Below are 16,579 nucleotides of genomic sequence, written 5' to 3' on the forward strand. Positions count from 1 at the left end.
TGGAGGAGATATTTTGCATAGGTGAAGTGACTTGTTACAAAATGGCATCCCAAATATTCATGCTAATTCAGGAAACCACAGTGCTATTTCTCTTTTTGCAGATTCGATACTATCGGAGCCATGGATAATGTTAAAAGTAGTACTATAAGCAAAATCACCTCTTATCGTTCCAGGAAGTGCTTCTTCTACTTTTGTGGCACCATTTAAAAGTCTTACTATTTTTACGGCGTTTTCTCCCTCCAATATCATTGCAAAGACAGGACCGGAAGACATGTACTGTATTAAAAGCTCATAGTAAGGTTTACCTTTATGCTCTTCGTAGTGTTTTTCTAAAAGGTCAATTGTTGGAGTTATTACTTTTGCCGCTTTAAGCCTTAAACCTTTGTTTTCATATCTTTTCAATATTTCTCCTATAAGTCCTCTCTTGACACCGTCGGGTTTTACTATAGCAAGAGTGGTTTCCATTTAAATCAATCCTTTCCTTGTATTAATTTAACATTATTTCTCACAAGAGAAGTAAAAGCGCATATCAATGAAAAGATTCCGGCGGCTATATAAGCTTCTTTAATAGCTATCATAAAGGAAGCATTGGAAGAAAATTTTAGAGCTTGGTAGGCTTTTAACCTGTTTGTAAATATAGCACTTCCTACTGCAACGCCCATTACCATACCTACATTTCTCATTGTTGCGAGAAAAGCAGATGCTACACCTAATCTATTTTTCGGCGCACTTCCCATTATTGCACTGTTATTTGGTGTCTGAAAAATGGCATTTCCTCCGCCAAAAAGGGCAAGGCGGGCCATAATGGTAAACATAGTGGATTTTTCCGTTAGAGTTGCCATGAGATAAAGGGCTGTTGCAGAAATTACTGCACCAATAGTTGAGAGGATTTGGGCTCCGTATCTGTCAGCTAAAATACCGCTTAAAGGTGCTACGATGAACATAACGAGGGGGAAAGAAGTCATTATTATACCTGTTTTTTCAGTGGTAAACCCTAAATGCTGAAGGAGGAAAGGGGTTAAAAAAGTCATTGTGTTTTGAGCCATAAAGTTTAGCAGGGTGCTTATGTTTCCAAAGGTAAAAGACCTTATTTTTAAAAGAGAGAAGTCAAACATAGGAAAGTCTACTTTATTTTCTATAATTACAAAGATTATTAAAGATATTACTGATGTCAACAATGAAATTATACTTGAAAGTGATGTCCAACCCCATGTTCCACCTTCTGATATAAAGAGTAAGAGGCTTGCAAGAAAGATAAAGAAAGAAATAGATCCGTAAGGATCGAATTTTTCAGGAACTCCTTTGTTGTCAGGTACCACGATATGAGCCCATATGTAACCTATTATGCCGATAGGAACGTTTAAATAAAATATAGACTGCCAACCCAAATTTGATAAAAGAAAACCCCCTAATGTAGGACCTATTGCAAGTCCGATAGATATAGACATAGCGTTGATGCCAAGAGCTTTGCCTCTTTCGTTTGGAGGAAACACGGAGGTTATAATAGCTGATGTCATTGACATTAACATGCCAGCTCCTATTGCTTGGAAAGCTCGCATAATTATCAACATATATATATTTACAGAAAGACTCAAAATTGCAGAAGATATTGAAAAAGTCAAAAGACCGTATTGATACAGTTTTTTATAACCCAACATATCGCCAAGTCTACCAAAAGTCATCATTAGACTGCTTAAGACTAATAAATATGTCATGGAGACCCAGCTTACTGTTGTTATATTTGTGTGGAAGACCTTTGTAAATTCTGGCATTGCTATGTTAACAATACTTCCATCAATTGGTCCCATAATACTACCTATGACGACCGCAGAAAGAATTAACCATTTGTTGTAATGTTTTTGTGACATTTATTATCCCTCCGATATCATAGATTATACCACAAACTTTGGAAAAAGATAAATGTTGAAAAAAAAAGCATTGTACAATATAATTATAAAGGAATTTTAAATAAAGAATGGATGGGAACAAATGATAGATATAAAAAGACTCACGATAGTAGCCTTCTTTACCATGGTCATAAATTTGATTGATACGCTTTCTTATTCAATAAGACCTTCTGGAGTAAGAACTCGAAAGCTTGCTGTTGCTCTTTCACTTTTTAACATTATGGCTGTAATATCAAGACTATCAAATATGATTCAAGCACCTTTTCTTGGCAGTATTGTAGATATGGCGATAAAAATGGACAAAGTACATCTCCTTCAAAATGATATGAGAATTGTACTTTTCTCTGCTACATTAGGGGCATTGATAGGAGCACCTCTGATGCCTACTTTTGTATCGATTTTTACTGTTGCCATAAATGGAATGGAAGGGGCTGGAACGGTCCCTAAGCTTATTCTAAAGGGATTTAGATGGAGTAATTTGAAAAAGATAAAGAAAAAGATTGTTTTGCCAAGGTTGTCTATGTTAAAAGGTGTGTGGAAGGCTAACATACCAAAAACATTTTTGATATATAACGTCATTATTACTTCTATTTACACTACAGGTATTATTTCTTCACTTTACGCCGGAGCCATTATTCCTGAGTATAGAATTACAGCCAGTCAGCTTTCGGGTATTGTAAACGGGTTTGCGACTGTATTATTCACCGTTGTAGTGGACCCTGTGGCGGCTCTTATAACTGACCAGGCCTTAAGCGGTAAGAGGACTCAACATGATGTGGACAGTATGGTAGTACTTCTTGTGTTTGGAAAAATTTTGGGTACTTTGCTGGCTCAGCTTATATTTATACCAGCTGCAGAGTTGATATTGCTTGTTACAAAATTGATAGTTTAACAAAAAATAAAAAAATTTTACTACACTTTTAACAAAATTGTTGTATAATTAAAATTAAAATAGTTTAATTGCGCTAAGCAATTTGCAGTTAAAGGAGATGGGGTCCTTGTATTTCATTAGCCCAACTAAGGGGAAAATGGATATTGATAAAATGTTCCTAGACATTATGGAATTTGTTGAGGGTGACCGGCAATCGAATTACAAGTTGATGGTGGGTACAGACTCTCAACCAGGTAAATCCGTATGCTTTGTTACTGCTGTAATCATATACCGAGAAGGAAAAGGTGGCAGGTATTATTATAGGAAATTTTATAATAAAAAGGTATTGTCTTTAAAACAAAGGATTTTTATGGAAGCTACTTACAGCATTGAAATAGCAAACCAGCTTTTTGAAAAGATCAATCAGACTGATAAAAAAGATATAAATATACAGATTCATTTAGACGTAGGAGAAAATGGCAAAACAAGAGATATTATAAAAGAAGTGGTTAACATGGTATTAGGATGTGGATTTGAAGCACAAGTTAAGCCTGCTTCATACGGAGCTAGCAAAGTAGCAGATAAGCACACTAAAAGCATGGCTAATATTGGATAAGACCTCTTAAAAAGAAGAGGTCTTTTTTTATTTAAAGATGTTGTTGAATAATATTTTTAAAAAGAATATAATGTTTTTAGAAAATAATTATTGTTAAAATATTTATGGGAGATGAACTTATGAAATACGTTTTGATAGGCAATGGTATTGCTGCTCTTAGTGCTTGTGAAAATATAAGGAAAAATGACAGTGGAAGCAAAATAACCATTATATCAAAAGAACCTTATCCAACTTATTACAGATTGAAATTATCACAACTTTTAGGTAAGGTTTTGGATTTTAAGTCTTTGTTGGTCAAGGAAGAAAATTGGTACATAGATAATGATATAGAACTTATGTTGAACACAAGTGTTAGAAAAGTTGACACAAAAAATAAAAAATTGATACTCTCAAATGATGAAATAATAAGCTATGACAGGCTTATAATTGCGACAGGAAGTTCAAGTTTTATTCCTAATGTCTTGGGGAAAGAGAAAAAAGGAGTTTTTGCAATAAGAAGTCTTGAGGATGTAAAAGACTTAAATGAGTTTATCAAAGATAAGAAAAAAGGCGTTGTAATTGGTGGAGGACTTCTAGGATTGGAAGCTGCCTGGGCATTAAGACAAAATGGCTATGAAATTACAGTGGTAGAATTTTTCCCAAGACTTTTGCCAAGACAAGCAGATGAAGAAGGATCAATGATTTTGAAAGGTATTATAGAGTCAAATGGAATAAATCTCCTTCTTGGAGCTGAAGTAATAGAAATTACAGGGCAAACTGCAAATGGAATAATATTAAAAGATGGAACAAAAATGGATGCGGATTTTGTAATTTTTTCTTCTGGTGTAAAGCCAAATATTGATATAGTAAAAGAAACTGAAATTAAGGTAAACAAAGGGATAATCGTAGATGAGTACATGAGAACAAATATAGAAGATGTTTATGCAGCAGGAGATGTTGCTGAGTTTAATGGCAAAATATATGGTTTATGGACAGTGGCAATGGCTCAAGGCAAAAATGCAGGTTTAAATGTTTCTGGCAATAAAATTCCCTATAAGGAAGTTACACCTTCAAGTACACTTAAAATAACAGGTATTGACGTGTTTTCAGCAGGTGATATATCGGGTGAAGAAAATATATCAAAAAGCTATATAGGAAATAATGTATATTACAAACTTTACTTTAAAGATGGTATTATTGTTGGTGCAATATTGATTGGAGATATTGGGAAAAGTACAAAGTTAAAAAATGCTATTGAATCAAAGCAAGACTTTTCAAATATTTTAAATAAAGGATTTGGAGCAAAAGATATAATTGAAGCTATATAAAAAAGGCATAGATGAATTCTATGCCATAATCGTTTTTTCATTTAGTTTAAAAATGTTAAATACATAAGGTGCACCAAGAGAAAGCCATAGTCCGCAAATTGTATACCTTATAGCGTTAAAAATATTTCCAGAAGGCAACACAAATTTTAATCCCTCTTTAAGTACAAAAAATACAATTATGCCAATTAGTAACTTCAAAATTTGCTTTTGAAAAGGAGCATGGACAGTAAAATCAAATTTTTCTTTGTCTATAAAATAACCTATTAAAGTACCAGAAATTAAACCCATGTATTCATAAATATCCTTGTGAGGAAAAATTAATATCAAAAGCGCAGGGATTAAAATTGACAAAATAATTTTAAAAGATAAACTTATGTTAAAATTACTTTCTTTCACGATGCTATCAATAAGTTCACTTAAAATTATTATTAAAACAGCTATCAATATTCCGCCAATAATATCTATCGGCCAGTGGACACCTAAATACATTCGCGAAAATGATACGAGTAATACGACGGCGATTCCTGCATACCACAGCCATTTTTTTTGATAGTGTACCATTAAAGTTCCCCAAACAGTTGTAGAACCTTGTGCATGGCCACTTGGGAAAGAATACCCTCCTGCCGATTGTGTAAAAATAGACCTTATTCCTGGATATCCTATAGGTCTTGCTATTTTTGTTATCTCTTTTAAAACAGTGTTTACATAGATAGAGCTTATCAATATAAGTCCCAATTTTAGACCAAATCTTTTATCTACACACCAGTAAAAAATGGGGATAAAAATAAAATAAAATCCTGAGCTTCCCAACATAGTTACAGCTATAAAAAAATAGTCTAAAAAGGGATTTGAAATTGTCTGAATAGCTTTTAATATTTCTGCTTGCATTTTATCACCTCACTATATATAATTCACCAAAAAAATTTATTTTCCTTCATAGTGAAAAAATTTAACAAAAAATTAAAGGAAATAATAAAAAGTGTGGTAAAATTTATATAAGCATAATTTTGAATTTTAAAAATTAGGAGGTCATAGAAGTGAATTTTTTGGAAAGACTGTATGGTGTATTTTTTCAACCTGTAGAAACTATTAAAGAAATTGTAAGAAAAAAACCAATTTGGCAGGCTGTTGTTGTCATCATAGCTACAGGATTATTGACGGTGACAAGCAATTATAGTTTTACAATGTCTAGTACAAATTTTTTTACTTCCAATCAAGGTATGCCTGATTTTGGGAGATTAAGGTCACTGTTTATTATAATGGCTGTATTTGGGAGTGTATTTATAGCTCCTTTGACTTACTTTGTTTATGCAGCAGTGTATCACTTTTTAGCGGAAATTTTAGAAGGTAAAATGTATGCTAATGTGGAAGACAATGTATCTTTTACTCAAATTGAAGAGAATAATCTTCAAGTTGAACAAAAAACAAACGAAGAAAAAGAAGAGGTAGTAATAGGTACAGCAAAGGGATTGTATTCTGCAATAGGGTTTGCAAAACTTCCCATGATTTTTATGGTTGTTGTAAACTTATTTGCACGTTTGTTAAATCCGAAAGCTGGCTTAATATTTATGTATTTATTTTTAGCGATATTTACAGTCTGGGTTATTGTTTTAGAAATTATAGCTATAAGGGAGAATTACAAAATGAGTACAGGTAACGCAGTCTTTGTATTTTTTCTTCCTTACATAGTTTTGATTCTTCTATTCATAATAATGATGATTTTTATGGGTGCAACATTTATAAGCGTATTTTCAGAGGTTTTAAAAAATGTTCCTATGCAATAAATTATAGAAATAAAGACTTATGAAAATTTCAACATGCTCGGAGGAGGCTTTTACTCCTCTTTTTTGTTTATACTGTATTTTTTATTTGTCGAAAATTATTTTCTGTTTTTAAGCAGGATTTTTGAAATTTGTAAAGAATATATATTTATAGATAGGTGGTGTTGAGAATGGGAGAAAATGGGAAAGTTTTAATTAAAGATTTAGAGAAAAAAGACAAAAAAATATTTTCCTTATGGTTGCAAGACATTAACGTGGTCAAATTTTTAATTGATTTGTTTAAAATATCTCGAGGGAAAGACAATGTATTAAATATACCTTTTGGTAAAAATCGTAAAATGTTCGTATTAGAAACGAAAGATGGTATTAAATTAGGGTTCTGTGTGCTATACGATATTGATTGGCAACAAAAAAAGAGCAGTATGTATATTTATATTGAAGAGAAAGAAAATGTGGGTGTAGAAACTGCACAAGAAATAATTAATTCTTTACTGAAAAGGACAGCTTTAAAGTACAATTTAGAAGATATAGAAGTTCACACAAAAAGTGATGTTTTTGCCAAATGCTTCAAAGATATAAAAGACTTTAAAAAAGAAGAAGATGGGTATAGTTTCCGCATAGCTTTAGATAAGATAAAAGTTCCTGTAAATATGGCCCGATAAGGGCCTTTTACTTTTGGGTTTTTTGTATTATAATTTTATTAAACTTGACAGTTAGAGGTGTTTAGATGAATATACCAAATTTTCTTACACTTGTTAGATTTTTGCTTATACCTCTTTTTGTATACACTTTTTTTTATGTCCACGAGGGGAATACTTATGCTGCAGTGATTTTTATATTATCAGGTATTACGGATATTTTGGATGGTTATATAGCGAGGCACTATAACCAAGTAACAAAAATTGGCACTTTGCTTGACCCTCTTGCGGACAAGTTGATGATACTTACTGTTTTGACTAGTTTGTGGATGAAAAATTTGATTCCTTTTTTTGTTATTGCTGTTTTAATGGTAAAAGAATTCTCAATGATAATAGGTGCCGCGATACTTTATAAAAAGCAAGAAATTGCTATACCTGCTAATAACTATGGTAAAGCAGCGACACTTTTCTTTTATATTGCGATAATTTTTTCAATTTTTAAGTGGCCTTATGGATTTACTTTGATGATTATAGCGCTGTTATTGGCTATTTTAGCCTTTGTTATCTATACTTTTGAGTTTTATAAAAGGAACACGAAGAATTAAACTTTTGGCATAGAAAAGTCGATATAAAAAATAGTATAACATATCTGGGGGGGAGATATATTGAAAAAAGCTACAAAATTCAAAAAAAGACGTGATATAAATGTTCTACTAAACCTAAAAAAACAAGTAAGACTCTCAAGTATCCAGACAAAATTAAGCTTGATGATTATAATTATTGTAATTTCTTCTTTAGCATTGAGTGGGTACATATCTTACAGTTTTTCTTCTAAGGAAATTACCAATGCTACTTTATCTAATATGGCTAATAGTGTTAGTTCAGTAAATAAAGAGTTGTCTCTTTATTTAGAAGGAGTCGCCAATAAACTCAATTATTTTGCAAAAGATGATTCTAATTTGATGCTTAAAGGAAATACAGAGGAAGAAACGGCTGACCGCATAAATAGCGTGCTCATCAAATTAAAGAATATGACTCCAGATGCTGCTTTGATTTATTATGGGACAGCTGATAAGAAGATTTACACATTTCCTCATGTTGATTTAAGCCCTGATTTTGATCCGACAACAAGACCTTGGTATGAAGGAGCTAAACAATCTAAAGGGAATCCTTTTTGGACTGATGCTTATAAGGATGTAGCAACTGGAAACTATGTTATTTCTGTGTCTCAAGCTGTTTTAAACCCTATCACTAGTGAAGTTATAGGGGCAATAGGGATGGATTTAAATCTATATGGCATGGAAAAACTTATTAAAGACGTAAAAATAGGAAATAATGGTATGGTATTTTTAGTAGACAAAAATGGCATAGTATTTTTGGATACAAATAAAAAAATAGTTGGAAGCGATTTTAATAAAGAGCCTTTTGCTAAAAGTATTTTTGAAAGTCCAAAAGGAGAAATACATGCGAAATACAATAAAGAAGATAGCGTTATAATTTTTGATACCAATCCTATTACTGGTTGGAAGGTTGTGGGAGTGGTCAGTAAGTCTGATTATCTTTCAGAAGTATCAAAAATTAATAATATTTTTATAACTATAATAATTATTTTCTCCCTTATTTCTTTGATTGTAGCGTATATTTTTGCTCGGAATTTTACAAGACCAGTTTATAAGATGTTGACAGCCATGAATAAATTAAAAGAAGGAGATTTAACTTCCTTTATTGATGCAAGAAGAAAAGACGAATTTGGGGTGTTGGAAAGGGAATATAACGATACAGTACAGAAATTAAAAGATATTGCAACAAAAGTTAGAGAGTCAAGTAGTTCTTTAATAGAAGCATCAACTCGTTTTAGAGAAATAAGCGATGAAACAGCACAATCTGTTCAAGATATTGCAAATGCCGTAGATGATATAGCAAAAGGGGCTAATGACCAAGCACAAGAAATATCGGTAAGCGTAAAAAAAATATCTGAGTTTGGAAATGACATAGATGAAATTTTGAAAACTACTAAAGAAATGAAGAGATATTCAGATAAAGCGGAAGATGTAAAAGCTGATGGTTTGATAAAGTTAGAAGCTTTAAAACAAAACTCCGAAGAAACAAATAAAGCGACATTTTACGTTTTTGAGACTATTAATAAAATTAAAGAAAATTCTCATAAGATAAGTGCTATAACAGCTGTGATAGAAGAAATTGCCGATAAGACAAACCTTTTATCATTAAACGCTGCAATTGAAGCAGCCCGTGCCGGAGACGCAGGACGTGGTTTTGCTGTTGTAGCCGAAGAAGTAAAGAAATTGGCACAGCAGTCTGCAGAATCTACCAATCAGATAAAAGACATAATAGAAAAGATGCAACAAGCAATTGATATGGCTACAAATGCTATGCAATCGGCGGATAAAAGTATTGAAAAGCAAAATCAAGCTGTAAAAGATACGCAAAATGCTTTTATGGAGTTTGAAGCTTTTATAAGTGGAATTACAAAAATGATAGACAATATAGATTCCTTGATGAATGCCATGGAAGAAAAGAAAAATGAAATTGTCATATCGATGGAAAGTATTTCTGCAATTTCAGAAGAGACAGCGGCTTCTACTGAAGAAGTAAGTGCTTCTACAGAAGAGCAGCTTTCAGCTGTAGAAAATCTTAAAGATTCAGCTAAGAATTTAGAAGAGGTAGCAGTGAAATTGGATGAGGCTGTGAAGATTTTTAAAATTTAGATAGATAAAAAAGCGCTTAAAGGCCTTTACTTTTAAGCGCTTTTTTATCTTTAACATTTTGTTTATTTTAATATGTGTGATAAAATAGTTATACGCAATATAGATGGGTATACCATAGGGGGGTGTTATTATGGAAATTGAAGAGAAGCTAAGGGAATTGCAAAGATATTTGTCAAGATTAGATAACGTGTTAATTGCTTTTTCTGGAGGTGTAGATAGCACTTTTTTGGCAAAAGTAAGTTACGATGTTTTAGGGAATAGAGTATTAGCTGTGACTGCCACTTCTCCGATGCATCCTAAAAGTGAATTAGAAGAAGCTACAAAGCTTGCTAAAAAAATAGGACTCCCCCACTTGGTTGTGGAGTTTAATGATATTCTTGAAATAGAAGAATTTAAAAAAAATCCTTTAAATAGGTGCTATATATGTAAATCCAATTTATTTTCAAGGTTTAAAGCTGTTGCAGAAGAAAAGGGCTTCAAATATATCTTAGAAGGCACAAATGCAGATGATGTGTCTGATTTTAGGCCAGGGAGAAGAGCTTTAAAAGAATTAGGGATTTTAAGCCCTTTGTTAGAATGTGGCATAAAAAAAGAAGAGATAAGAATTTTATCCAAAGAGATGGGGCTTCCTACATGGAGTAAGCCTTCTTATGCATGTCTTGCTTCAAGGATTCCTTACGGAGAAGAAATAACTTATGATAAGCTTTCTATGGTAGAAAAGGCAGAAGAAGATTTGAGAGACTTAGGCTTTTCAGGATTTAGAGTGAGATACCATGGAGATATTGCAAGGATTGAGCTTCCAAAGGAGCAGATGAAGAGAATTTTTGAAGAAAGTATAAGGGAGGAAGTTGTAAAGAGGATTAAAGATGCTGGGTTTAAGTATGTAGCATTGGATTTGGAAGGATACAGAACTGGAAGCTTGAATGAACCTCATGTAAAGGTGGTAAAAAATGTATAATGAGAAAATATTGCAAATTTTAACGAAGTTCAAACAAGACAAGTTATCAACAGATGAAGCGCTAGAAGCTTTAAAGAAACTTCCTTATGAAGATTTGGGATTTGCTAAAATTGATTATCACAGAGAGATAAGGAAGGGATTTCCTGAAGTGATTTTTTGTCAAGGGAAAACTCCACAGCAGGTTAGAGAAATTGCTTTTAATATGTACAAAAATGGGAGTGATGTTTTAGGGACAAGAGCCTCACAACAACATTTTGAAGCAGTAAAAGAGGTAGTAGAAAAAGCAGTCTATTATGAGGGGGCCCGTATAATTTCCATAAGAAATACGCCAATTAAAAAGACAAAGGGCATAATTGGAGTAGTGGCTGCTGGAACTTCTGATTTGCCTGTTGCTGAAGAAGCGGCTATTACTGCAGAACTTATGGGAAACACTGTGAAGAGATTTTATGATGTTGGAGTTGCAGGATTACATAGGCTATTAGATAAATTAGATGAAATCAGACAATGCCGTGTCTTGATTGCAGTTGCTGGTATGGAAGGAGCACTTCCTACTGTTTTAGGAGGATTGGTTAGCTCTCCTATAATTGCAGTACCTACAAGCGTAGGATATGGTGCTAACTTTCACGGTTTGTCCGCTCTTTTGACTATGCTTAATTCCTGTGCCAGTGGAGTGAGTGTTGTAAATATTGATAATGGTTTTGGTGCGGCTTATTCTGCAAGTTTAATAAATAGGATAGGGGAGGATTCAAAATGAAAGTCTTATATTTTGACTGTTTTGCTGGAATTTCTGGAGATATGACTATTGCTTCATTATTATCTCATGTAGATGTGGAAGAGTTTAAAAAGAAGGTAAAGAAGATAGCTTTGGACAATTTTGATATAGAGATAGGGGAAACGCAAAAGAACAGTATAAGTGCTAAGACTTTTAAGGTATTGTATGAAGAAAAGCATCATCACCATCATAGGCATATAAAAGATGTGAGAGAAATCATCGAGAAGAGTGATTTGGAAGAAGAAGTCAAGAAAATGAGTATTGAGATGTTTGAGAAATTAGCAGAAGCAGAGGCAAAAGTGCATGGCAAATCTGTGGAAGAGGTTCACTTCCATGAGGTAGGAGCAGTGGACTCTATTGTAGATATAATAGGTACATCGATACTTGTAAATATGATAAAGCCAGATAAAATTATTTCTTCTCCTTTGCCGGTGAGTTCAGGCTTTATAAAAACTCAACATGGACTTATGCCTGTTCCTGCTCCTGCCACAGCTGAACTTTTAAAAGGAATACCTGTGTATAAAAGCGATATAGAAGGTGAAATTGTGACGCCAACTGGTGCTTCTATTGTAAAAACTTTAGTAAATGAATTTGGTGGTATACCGGATATGACTATAAATTCTATAGGATATGGAGCTGGTACCAAAGATTTGGAAATACTAAATGTTTTGAGGACATATGTGGGAGAGGAAGAGGTAAAAAAAAAAACCTGAGTCATTGATGATTTTAGAGACTAATATAGATGATATGAATCCAGAGTTTTATCAGTATCTATTTGAAAAACTTTTTGTAAATGGGGCATTGGATGTGTTTTTAACTCCTATTATCATGAAAAAGCAAAGGCCGGGTACTCTCATTACTGTAATTTGTGAGAAAGAAAATGCTAATAAATTAAAGGAGATAATTTTTAAAGAAACTTCTACTTTTGGCATAAGGTATTATGAAGTTTTAAGGAATAAACTGGATAGGGATTTTTCAATTGTGGAAACTCCTTACGGGAAAATAAGAGTTAAAAAGGGATATTTAGATGGAAAACTTATTAAAGCGTATCCTGAGTATGAAGATGTAAAAGCCATTGCTGAAAAAACTAGGAATTCAATTAGCGATATTTACCGGAATGTGATAAGACACATTGATTTGCTATTTTTTAAAGATTAAAAGCGGGGTTAACCCGCTTTTAGTGTAAAATAAAAAGTAGTACCTATTTTTTCTTTGCTTTCTATTTCATATTTGCTGCCGTGCAATGTTAATATTTCTTTTACTATTGCAAGGCCAAGCCCTGTTCCTGATTTATTTCCCTTGTAATACCTGTCAAAGATGTGTTCTAAATCTTTTTGGGGTATGCCGCATCCCGTATCTGATATTTTTATTAAAATTTCTTTATCTTGAGGCTCTGCAGTTATAGTAAGAATTCCGCTATTTTCCATACTTGCCATAGCATTGCTTATTATATTTATAATTGCCCGTTTTATCATTTCCCTATCCGCTATTACTTTAAGTTTAAGATTGTCAAGCTTTACTTCTATATTTTTTTCCAAAATTTGAATTTCAAATATATCCAAAGTTTCAAATATAAGTTTTTCTAAATCTATAGGTTCTTCTTTTATTTCTACCATCCCTGATTGAAGTTTAGAAAGCTGTAACACGTCGTCTACCAATTTTGACATTCTTTCAGTTTCTTTGATTACGATATTTAAATATTTTTCTCGCTTTTCTTTGTCATCTCCATAGTAGTCTAAAAGCATTTCAGAATATCCTCGTATAAGGCCAAGAGGTGTTTTTAAGTCATGGCTTATATTTGCAATCAGATCTTTTCTAAATTTATCTGTAATAGACAGCTGTTTTACCATGGTATTCATGGATTTTGCGAGGTCTCCTAATTCATCTTCTTCTTTGTAATTTATTTTAACATTTAAATTTCCAGAAGCAATTTGATGAGCAGCGTTTTTTAGTATTTGTATAGGGCGAGTAAATTTTTTTGACATATAGACGGATATAGATAATATGGCAATTAGTGTGATGACAAAAATCCACCAAAAAACTTGTTTAAAAAGATTGACAGAATCGTTTATTGCAGCAATAGGTATGCTCATGATGAGAGTAGCTGGTTTTCCATGATACAAAAAAGGTCTTATAATTGATAGATATTCAATATGCAAAAAAGGGTGTTCGTATTTTACAACTTTTAAATTTTTTGCAGGATGTAAAAGTGTTTCAGGTATTCCCAAACCTTTTCCGTATCCTTTACTTCCAACAATTAGTATCTCATTTTGGGAAATTGCAATAACTCGAGCACTAGACTTATCAATGAGTTCACTCAAAAGCATTTCATTGTTATTATTTATTGCTTCAACAATTTTTTCACTGTAATTTTTGAGCTGGTTTATTTTGTAATAAGAGTATATCTTATTAATAAAAACTACCTGTGTCAACCAAAACAGTGATAATATAATGCCTCCAATCAAAAGATAAGAGATAAAAAATTTCTTTTGTATTCCTTTCAATTTATTCACCATCCAATTTGTAACCTATTCCCCATACTGTTTTTATGAGTTTACGCTTTTTTCCTAATTTTTCTCTCAACTGTTTTATATGGGTATCAACTGTTCTTAAATCTCCATAAAAATCATATCCCCATACTTCATTAAGACACTTTTCGCGAGATACTACTTTTCCTTTATTATCTATTAAGAGCTTTAAAAGGTCAAATTCTTTTGGCGTAAGGTCAATTTTTTCTCCATCTATTGTGACTTCTCTAGAACTTACATTTATAGAAATTCCTTCATATTCTCTTTTCCCATCTTCTTCTGAAGTCCCATAAGTTCTTGATAAAATAGCTTTAATTCGAGCAACTACTTCTTTAGGGCTAAAAGGTTTTACGACGTAGTCGTCTGCTCCTAATTCAAATCCTAGAAGTTTATCATATTCTTCTCCTCTTGCCGTTATCATCATTACAGGCACTTTTGATTTTTCTCTAATTGTTTTTAAAAGGCTCCACCCACTTATATCTGGAAGCATTATATCTAATAGAATTATGTCTATATCTTTGTAATGATTATTAAAATATTCAAGCCCTATTTTGCCATTTTCAGCAACCAATACTTCATATCCATTATTTTCTAAATAAGTTTTTAAAATATCTCTCATTCCTTCTTCGTCTTCAATTACTAAAACTTTTTGCATAAAAAACACCTCCCATTTTTAGTTTAATTATTTTTTACTCAGTTTACAACATTTAAAATTAAACTTCACACTTTCCTCACAAATTATATAAAATTGCGTAAAATTGTTGAGATATTATTAAGATGCAACAAAAAATTTTGAAAAGGAGGACAAATAATATGAAAAGAAGCAAATGGCTAATAGTTTTAGCAGTTGTATTAGCTTTAGCAATTCCTTTGACAGTTTTCGCAGCAAATACTAATTTCCCAGTCACAGAAAGAGTGAAAAGCTTCTTAGGGATTGATACATCAAAGCTTACTCCAGAGCAAAAGCAAATCATTACAGATTACAACAAAAAAATAGCTGACATTGAAAAAGAGTTTATAAACAAACTATTATCAGAAGGGCTTATAACACAGCAACAAGCAGAAAACATAATAGCAACCGTTGAAAACAAAGTTTATAAAGCAAATCAAGATTACGTTCCTTTCTTCATTGGTGGTGGCAAAGGATTTGACAAGGGGTTTTTTGGGATAGGCCGAATTGATACTTCAAAGCTCACGGACCAGCAAAAAGCAGCTTTAACAGAAATATATAAACAAATGGCAGCACTACAAAAAGATGAAGTAAATAAGTTAACATCAGAAGGATTATTGACTCAAGACCAAGCAAGCAAAATCACAAGCAAAATAGATAATATTGTGACTAATATAGACAAAAATAGATTTATCAATTTTAAAGGCCTATTTGAAGGAAAAGATGGATTAGGGTTTATCTTAAGAGAAGTTGATCCTTCCAAACTTACAGAACAGCAAAAAACAGAGCTGATGAATTATTTTAAACAAATGGCGCAATTACAAAAACAATTAGTTGATAAATTTGTAAGCTTTGGAGTTATTACTCAGGACCAAGGCAATACGATTAAAAATAGAATTGATACAATGGTGAAAAATATGGAACAAAACGGATTGCCTCAAGGATTTTTCAAACATTTTGAAGGAAGAAGAGGAGATTTTAAAGGTAAATGGCAAAATAAAAATTGGCAAACCAATACTGCTCCTCAAGGATATAGTAACTCTCTCTAATTGAATTTTTTGAATAAAAAGAGATGGATAAATGCCATCTCTTTTCTCTTTTTTGCATAGTAGGAACCCTCATATTACTCTAAAAAAATGTTCACACATCCTTCACAAATTCAATATAGTTACCTCAAACTAAAAGGTTATTATATAGATGTAGCAAATAAAAAATCAAAAAAGGAGTGTGGTTTTAAATGAAGCTCAAAAAGGTAGTAGCAGTAGTACTTACAGGAGGTATGCTTTTAAGTGGAATAGCTGCTTATGCAGCCATAACTGGTGATACAGCTAGTTCTTCAACGCCACGTCAATATTCTACGACAGCACCAAGATACGGAATGAGTAGAAATGCAGATTTTTTCGCAAAATTGACTGGCAAGACAGCAGATGAAATTTTAAGTGAACTTCAATCAGGGAAAACAATAGTTCAGATTGCAGAAGAAAATGGCATAACACTTGATAATCTGAAAAAAGCTTTAATTGAACAAAAAGAGGGGTTAATAGACCAATTAGTTAAAGAGGGTAAAATAACTCAGGAGAGAGCTGACACAATCAAAAAAACCATTGAAGACAGGATAAATTCATGGGATGGAACCTGTCAATATGGTAAAGGTTCAGGTGCTGGCTTAGGTCTTGGACTTGGGAAAAATTATAATGGCAATACAGGTATAGGTTTGGGAGCAGGTTTTGGTGCTAAAGGAGCGCATAAAGGAGCAGGCTATAGAGGAAACTTTAGCCCAACTGTTCAGCAATAGGTGAAAAAGG

The 16,579-nt window shown here is 32.6% G+C and carries 18 protein-coding genes; 13 read left to right on the plus strand and 5 right to left on the minus strand.

Features of this window, described 5'->3' with window-relative positions; translation table 11 throughout:
* Window positions 1-57: 57 nt before the first annotated feature.
* Window positions 58-465, minus strand: coding sequence for a nucleoside-diphosphate kinase (ndk, locus tag THYS13_RS00360; RefSeq protein WP_042832638.1), 408 nt, complete (start codon window positions 463-465; stop codon window positions 58-60).
* A 5-nt stretch (window positions 466-470) separates the two neighbouring features.
* On the minus strand, window positions 471-1,868 hold the full coding sequence (locus THYS13_RS00365) for an MFS transporter (RefSeq protein ID WP_042832639.1): 1,398 nt from the start codon (window positions 1,866-1,868) through the stop codon (window positions 471-473).
* A 121-nt stretch (window positions 1,869-1,989) separates the two neighbouring features.
* On the opposite strand from THYS13_RS00365, the gene THYS13_RS00370 reads away from it, so the two are divergent.
* From THYS13_RS00370 to THYS13_RS00380, 3 genes are all read left to right on the plus strand, one after another.
* Window positions 1,990-2,799: a lipid II flippase Amj family protein gene (locus THYS13_RS00370; RefSeq protein ID WP_042832640.1), complete on the plus strand. Its 810-nt coding sequence runs from the start codon at window positions 1,990-1,992 to the stop codon at window positions 2,797-2,799.
* A gap of 106 nt (window positions 2,800-2,905) precedes the next feature.
* Window positions 2,906-3,394 carry a ribonuclease H-like YkuK family protein gene (locus THYS13_RS00375; protein ID WP_042832642.1) on the plus strand — a complete coding sequence of 163 codons (489 nt, stop codon included), beginning with the start codon at window positions 2,906-2,908 and terminating at the stop codon, window positions 3,392-3,394.
* 119 nt (window positions 3,395-3,513) lie between these two features.
* Window positions 3,514-4,701, plus strand: a complete 1,188-nt coding sequence (locus THYS13_RS00380) for an NAD(P)/FAD-dependent oxidoreductase (protein WP_042832643.1) — start codon at window positions 3,514-3,516, stop codon at window positions 4,699-4,701.
* Between the two features lie 18 nt (window positions 4,702-4,719).
* Here the strand turns inward: THYS13_RS00380 and THYS13_RS00385 are convergent, their stop codons facing one another.
* Window positions 4,720-5,589 (minus strand): phosphatase PAP2 family protein, encoded by an 870-nt coding sequence (locus THYS13_RS00385; protein WP_042832644.1) that lies wholly within the window; start codon window positions 5,587-5,589, stop codon window positions 4,720-4,722.
* Window positions 5,590-5,738: 149 nt separating this feature from the next.
* Between THYS13_RS00385 and THYS13_RS00390 the strand changes: the two genes are divergently transcribed.
* The 8 genes from THYS13_RS00390 to larC (THYS13_RS14760) all read left to right on the plus strand — a co-directional run bounded on the left by THYS13_RS00390 (window position 5,739) and on the right by larC (THYS13_RS14760) (window position 12,734).
* On the plus strand, window positions 5,739-6,485 hold the full coding sequence (locus tag THYS13_RS00390; protein WP_042832645.1) for a Yip1 family protein: 747 nt from the start codon (window positions 5,739-5,741) through the stop codon (window positions 6,483-6,485).
* Window positions 6,486-6,652: 167 nt separating this feature from the next.
* The gene (locus THYS13_RS00395; protein WP_042832646.1) at window positions 6,653-7,144 is read left to right on the plus strand and encodes a hypothetical protein; all 492 of its coding nucleotides are present in this window, start codon (window positions 6,653-6,655) and stop codon (window positions 7,142-7,144) included.
* Window positions 7,145-7,209: 65 nt separating this feature from the next.
* Window positions 7,210-7,725, plus strand: coding sequence for a CDP-diacylglycerol--glycerol-3-phosphate 3-phosphatidyltransferase (gene pgsA / locus THYS13_RS00400; RefSeq protein WP_042832647.1), 516 nt, complete (start codon window positions 7,210-7,212; stop codon window positions 7,723-7,725).
* A 60-nt stretch (window positions 7,726-7,785) separates the two neighbouring features.
* On the plus strand, window positions 7,786-9,846 hold the full coding sequence (locus THYS13_RS00405) for a methyl-accepting chemotaxis protein (RefSeq protein ID WP_042832648.1): 2,061 nt from the start codon (window positions 7,786-7,788) through the stop codon (window positions 9,844-9,846).
* Between the two features lie 130 nt (window positions 9,847-9,976).
* Window positions 9,977-10,804 (plus strand): ATP-dependent sacrificial sulfur transferase LarE, encoded by an 828-nt coding sequence (larE, locus tag THYS13_RS00410; RefSeq protein ID WP_042832649.1) that lies wholly within the window; start codon window positions 9,977-9,979, stop codon window positions 10,802-10,804.
* Window positions 10,797-11,558, plus strand: coding sequence for a nickel pincer cofactor biosynthesis protein LarB (gene larB / locus THYS13_RS00415; RefSeq protein WP_042832650.1), 762 nt, complete (start codon window positions 10,797-10,799; stop codon window positions 11,556-11,558). The genes larE and larB overlap by 8 nt, the downstream gene beginning before the upstream one ends.
* Complete coding sequence (gene larC, locus THYS13_RS14755; protein ID WP_042832651.1) at window positions 11,555-12,289, plus strand: nickel pincer cofactor biosynthesis protein LarC; 735 nt, start codon at window positions 11,555-11,557, stop codon at window positions 12,287-12,289. The genes larB and larC (THYS13_RS14755) overlap by 4 nt, the downstream gene beginning before the upstream one ends.
* Before the next feature lie 7 nt (window positions 12,290-12,296).
* Window positions 12,297-12,734, plus strand: coding sequence for a nickel insertion protein (larC, locus tag THYS13_RS14760; RefSeq protein WP_042832652.1), 438 nt, complete (start codon window positions 12,297-12,299; stop codon window positions 12,732-12,734).
* Between the two features lie 8 nt (window positions 12,735-12,742).
* Here the strand turns inward: larC (THYS13_RS14760) and THYS13_RS00430 are convergent, their stop codons facing one another.
* Entirely contained in the window at window positions 12,743-14,080 is a 1,338-nt protein-coding gene (locus THYS13_RS00430) for a cell wall metabolism sensor histidine kinase WalK (RefSeq protein WP_201035638.1), read from the minus strand.
* 1 nt (window position 14,081) lies between these two features.
* Window positions 14,082-14,759 carry a response regulator transcription factor gene (locus THYS13_RS00435; RefSeq protein WP_042832654.1) on the minus strand — a complete coding sequence of 226 codons (678 nt, stop codon included), beginning with the start codon at window positions 14,757-14,759 and terminating at the stop codon, window positions 14,082-14,084.
* 158 nt (window positions 14,760-14,917) lie between these two features.
* Between THYS13_RS00435 and THYS13_RS00440 the strand changes: the two genes are divergently transcribed.
* Entirely contained in the window at window positions 14,918-15,823 is a 906-nt protein-coding gene (locus THYS13_RS00440) for a YckD family protein (RefSeq protein WP_042832655.1), read from the plus strand.
* 188 nt (window positions 15,824-16,011) lie between these two features.
* The gene (locus THYS13_RS00445) at window positions 16,012-16,569 is read left to right on the plus strand and encodes a DUF2680 domain-containing protein (RefSeq protein ID WP_042832656.1); all 558 of its coding nucleotides are present in this window, start codon (window positions 16,012-16,014) and stop codon (window positions 16,567-16,569) included.
* Window positions 16,570-16,579: the final 10 nt, after the last annotated feature.

It is taken from the genome of Thermoanaerobacter sp. YS13 (assembly GCF_000806225.2).
GTDB lineage: Bacteria > Bacillota > Thermoanaerobacteria > Thermoanaerobacterales > Thermoanaerobacteraceae > Thermoanaerobacter > Thermoanaerobacter uzonensis.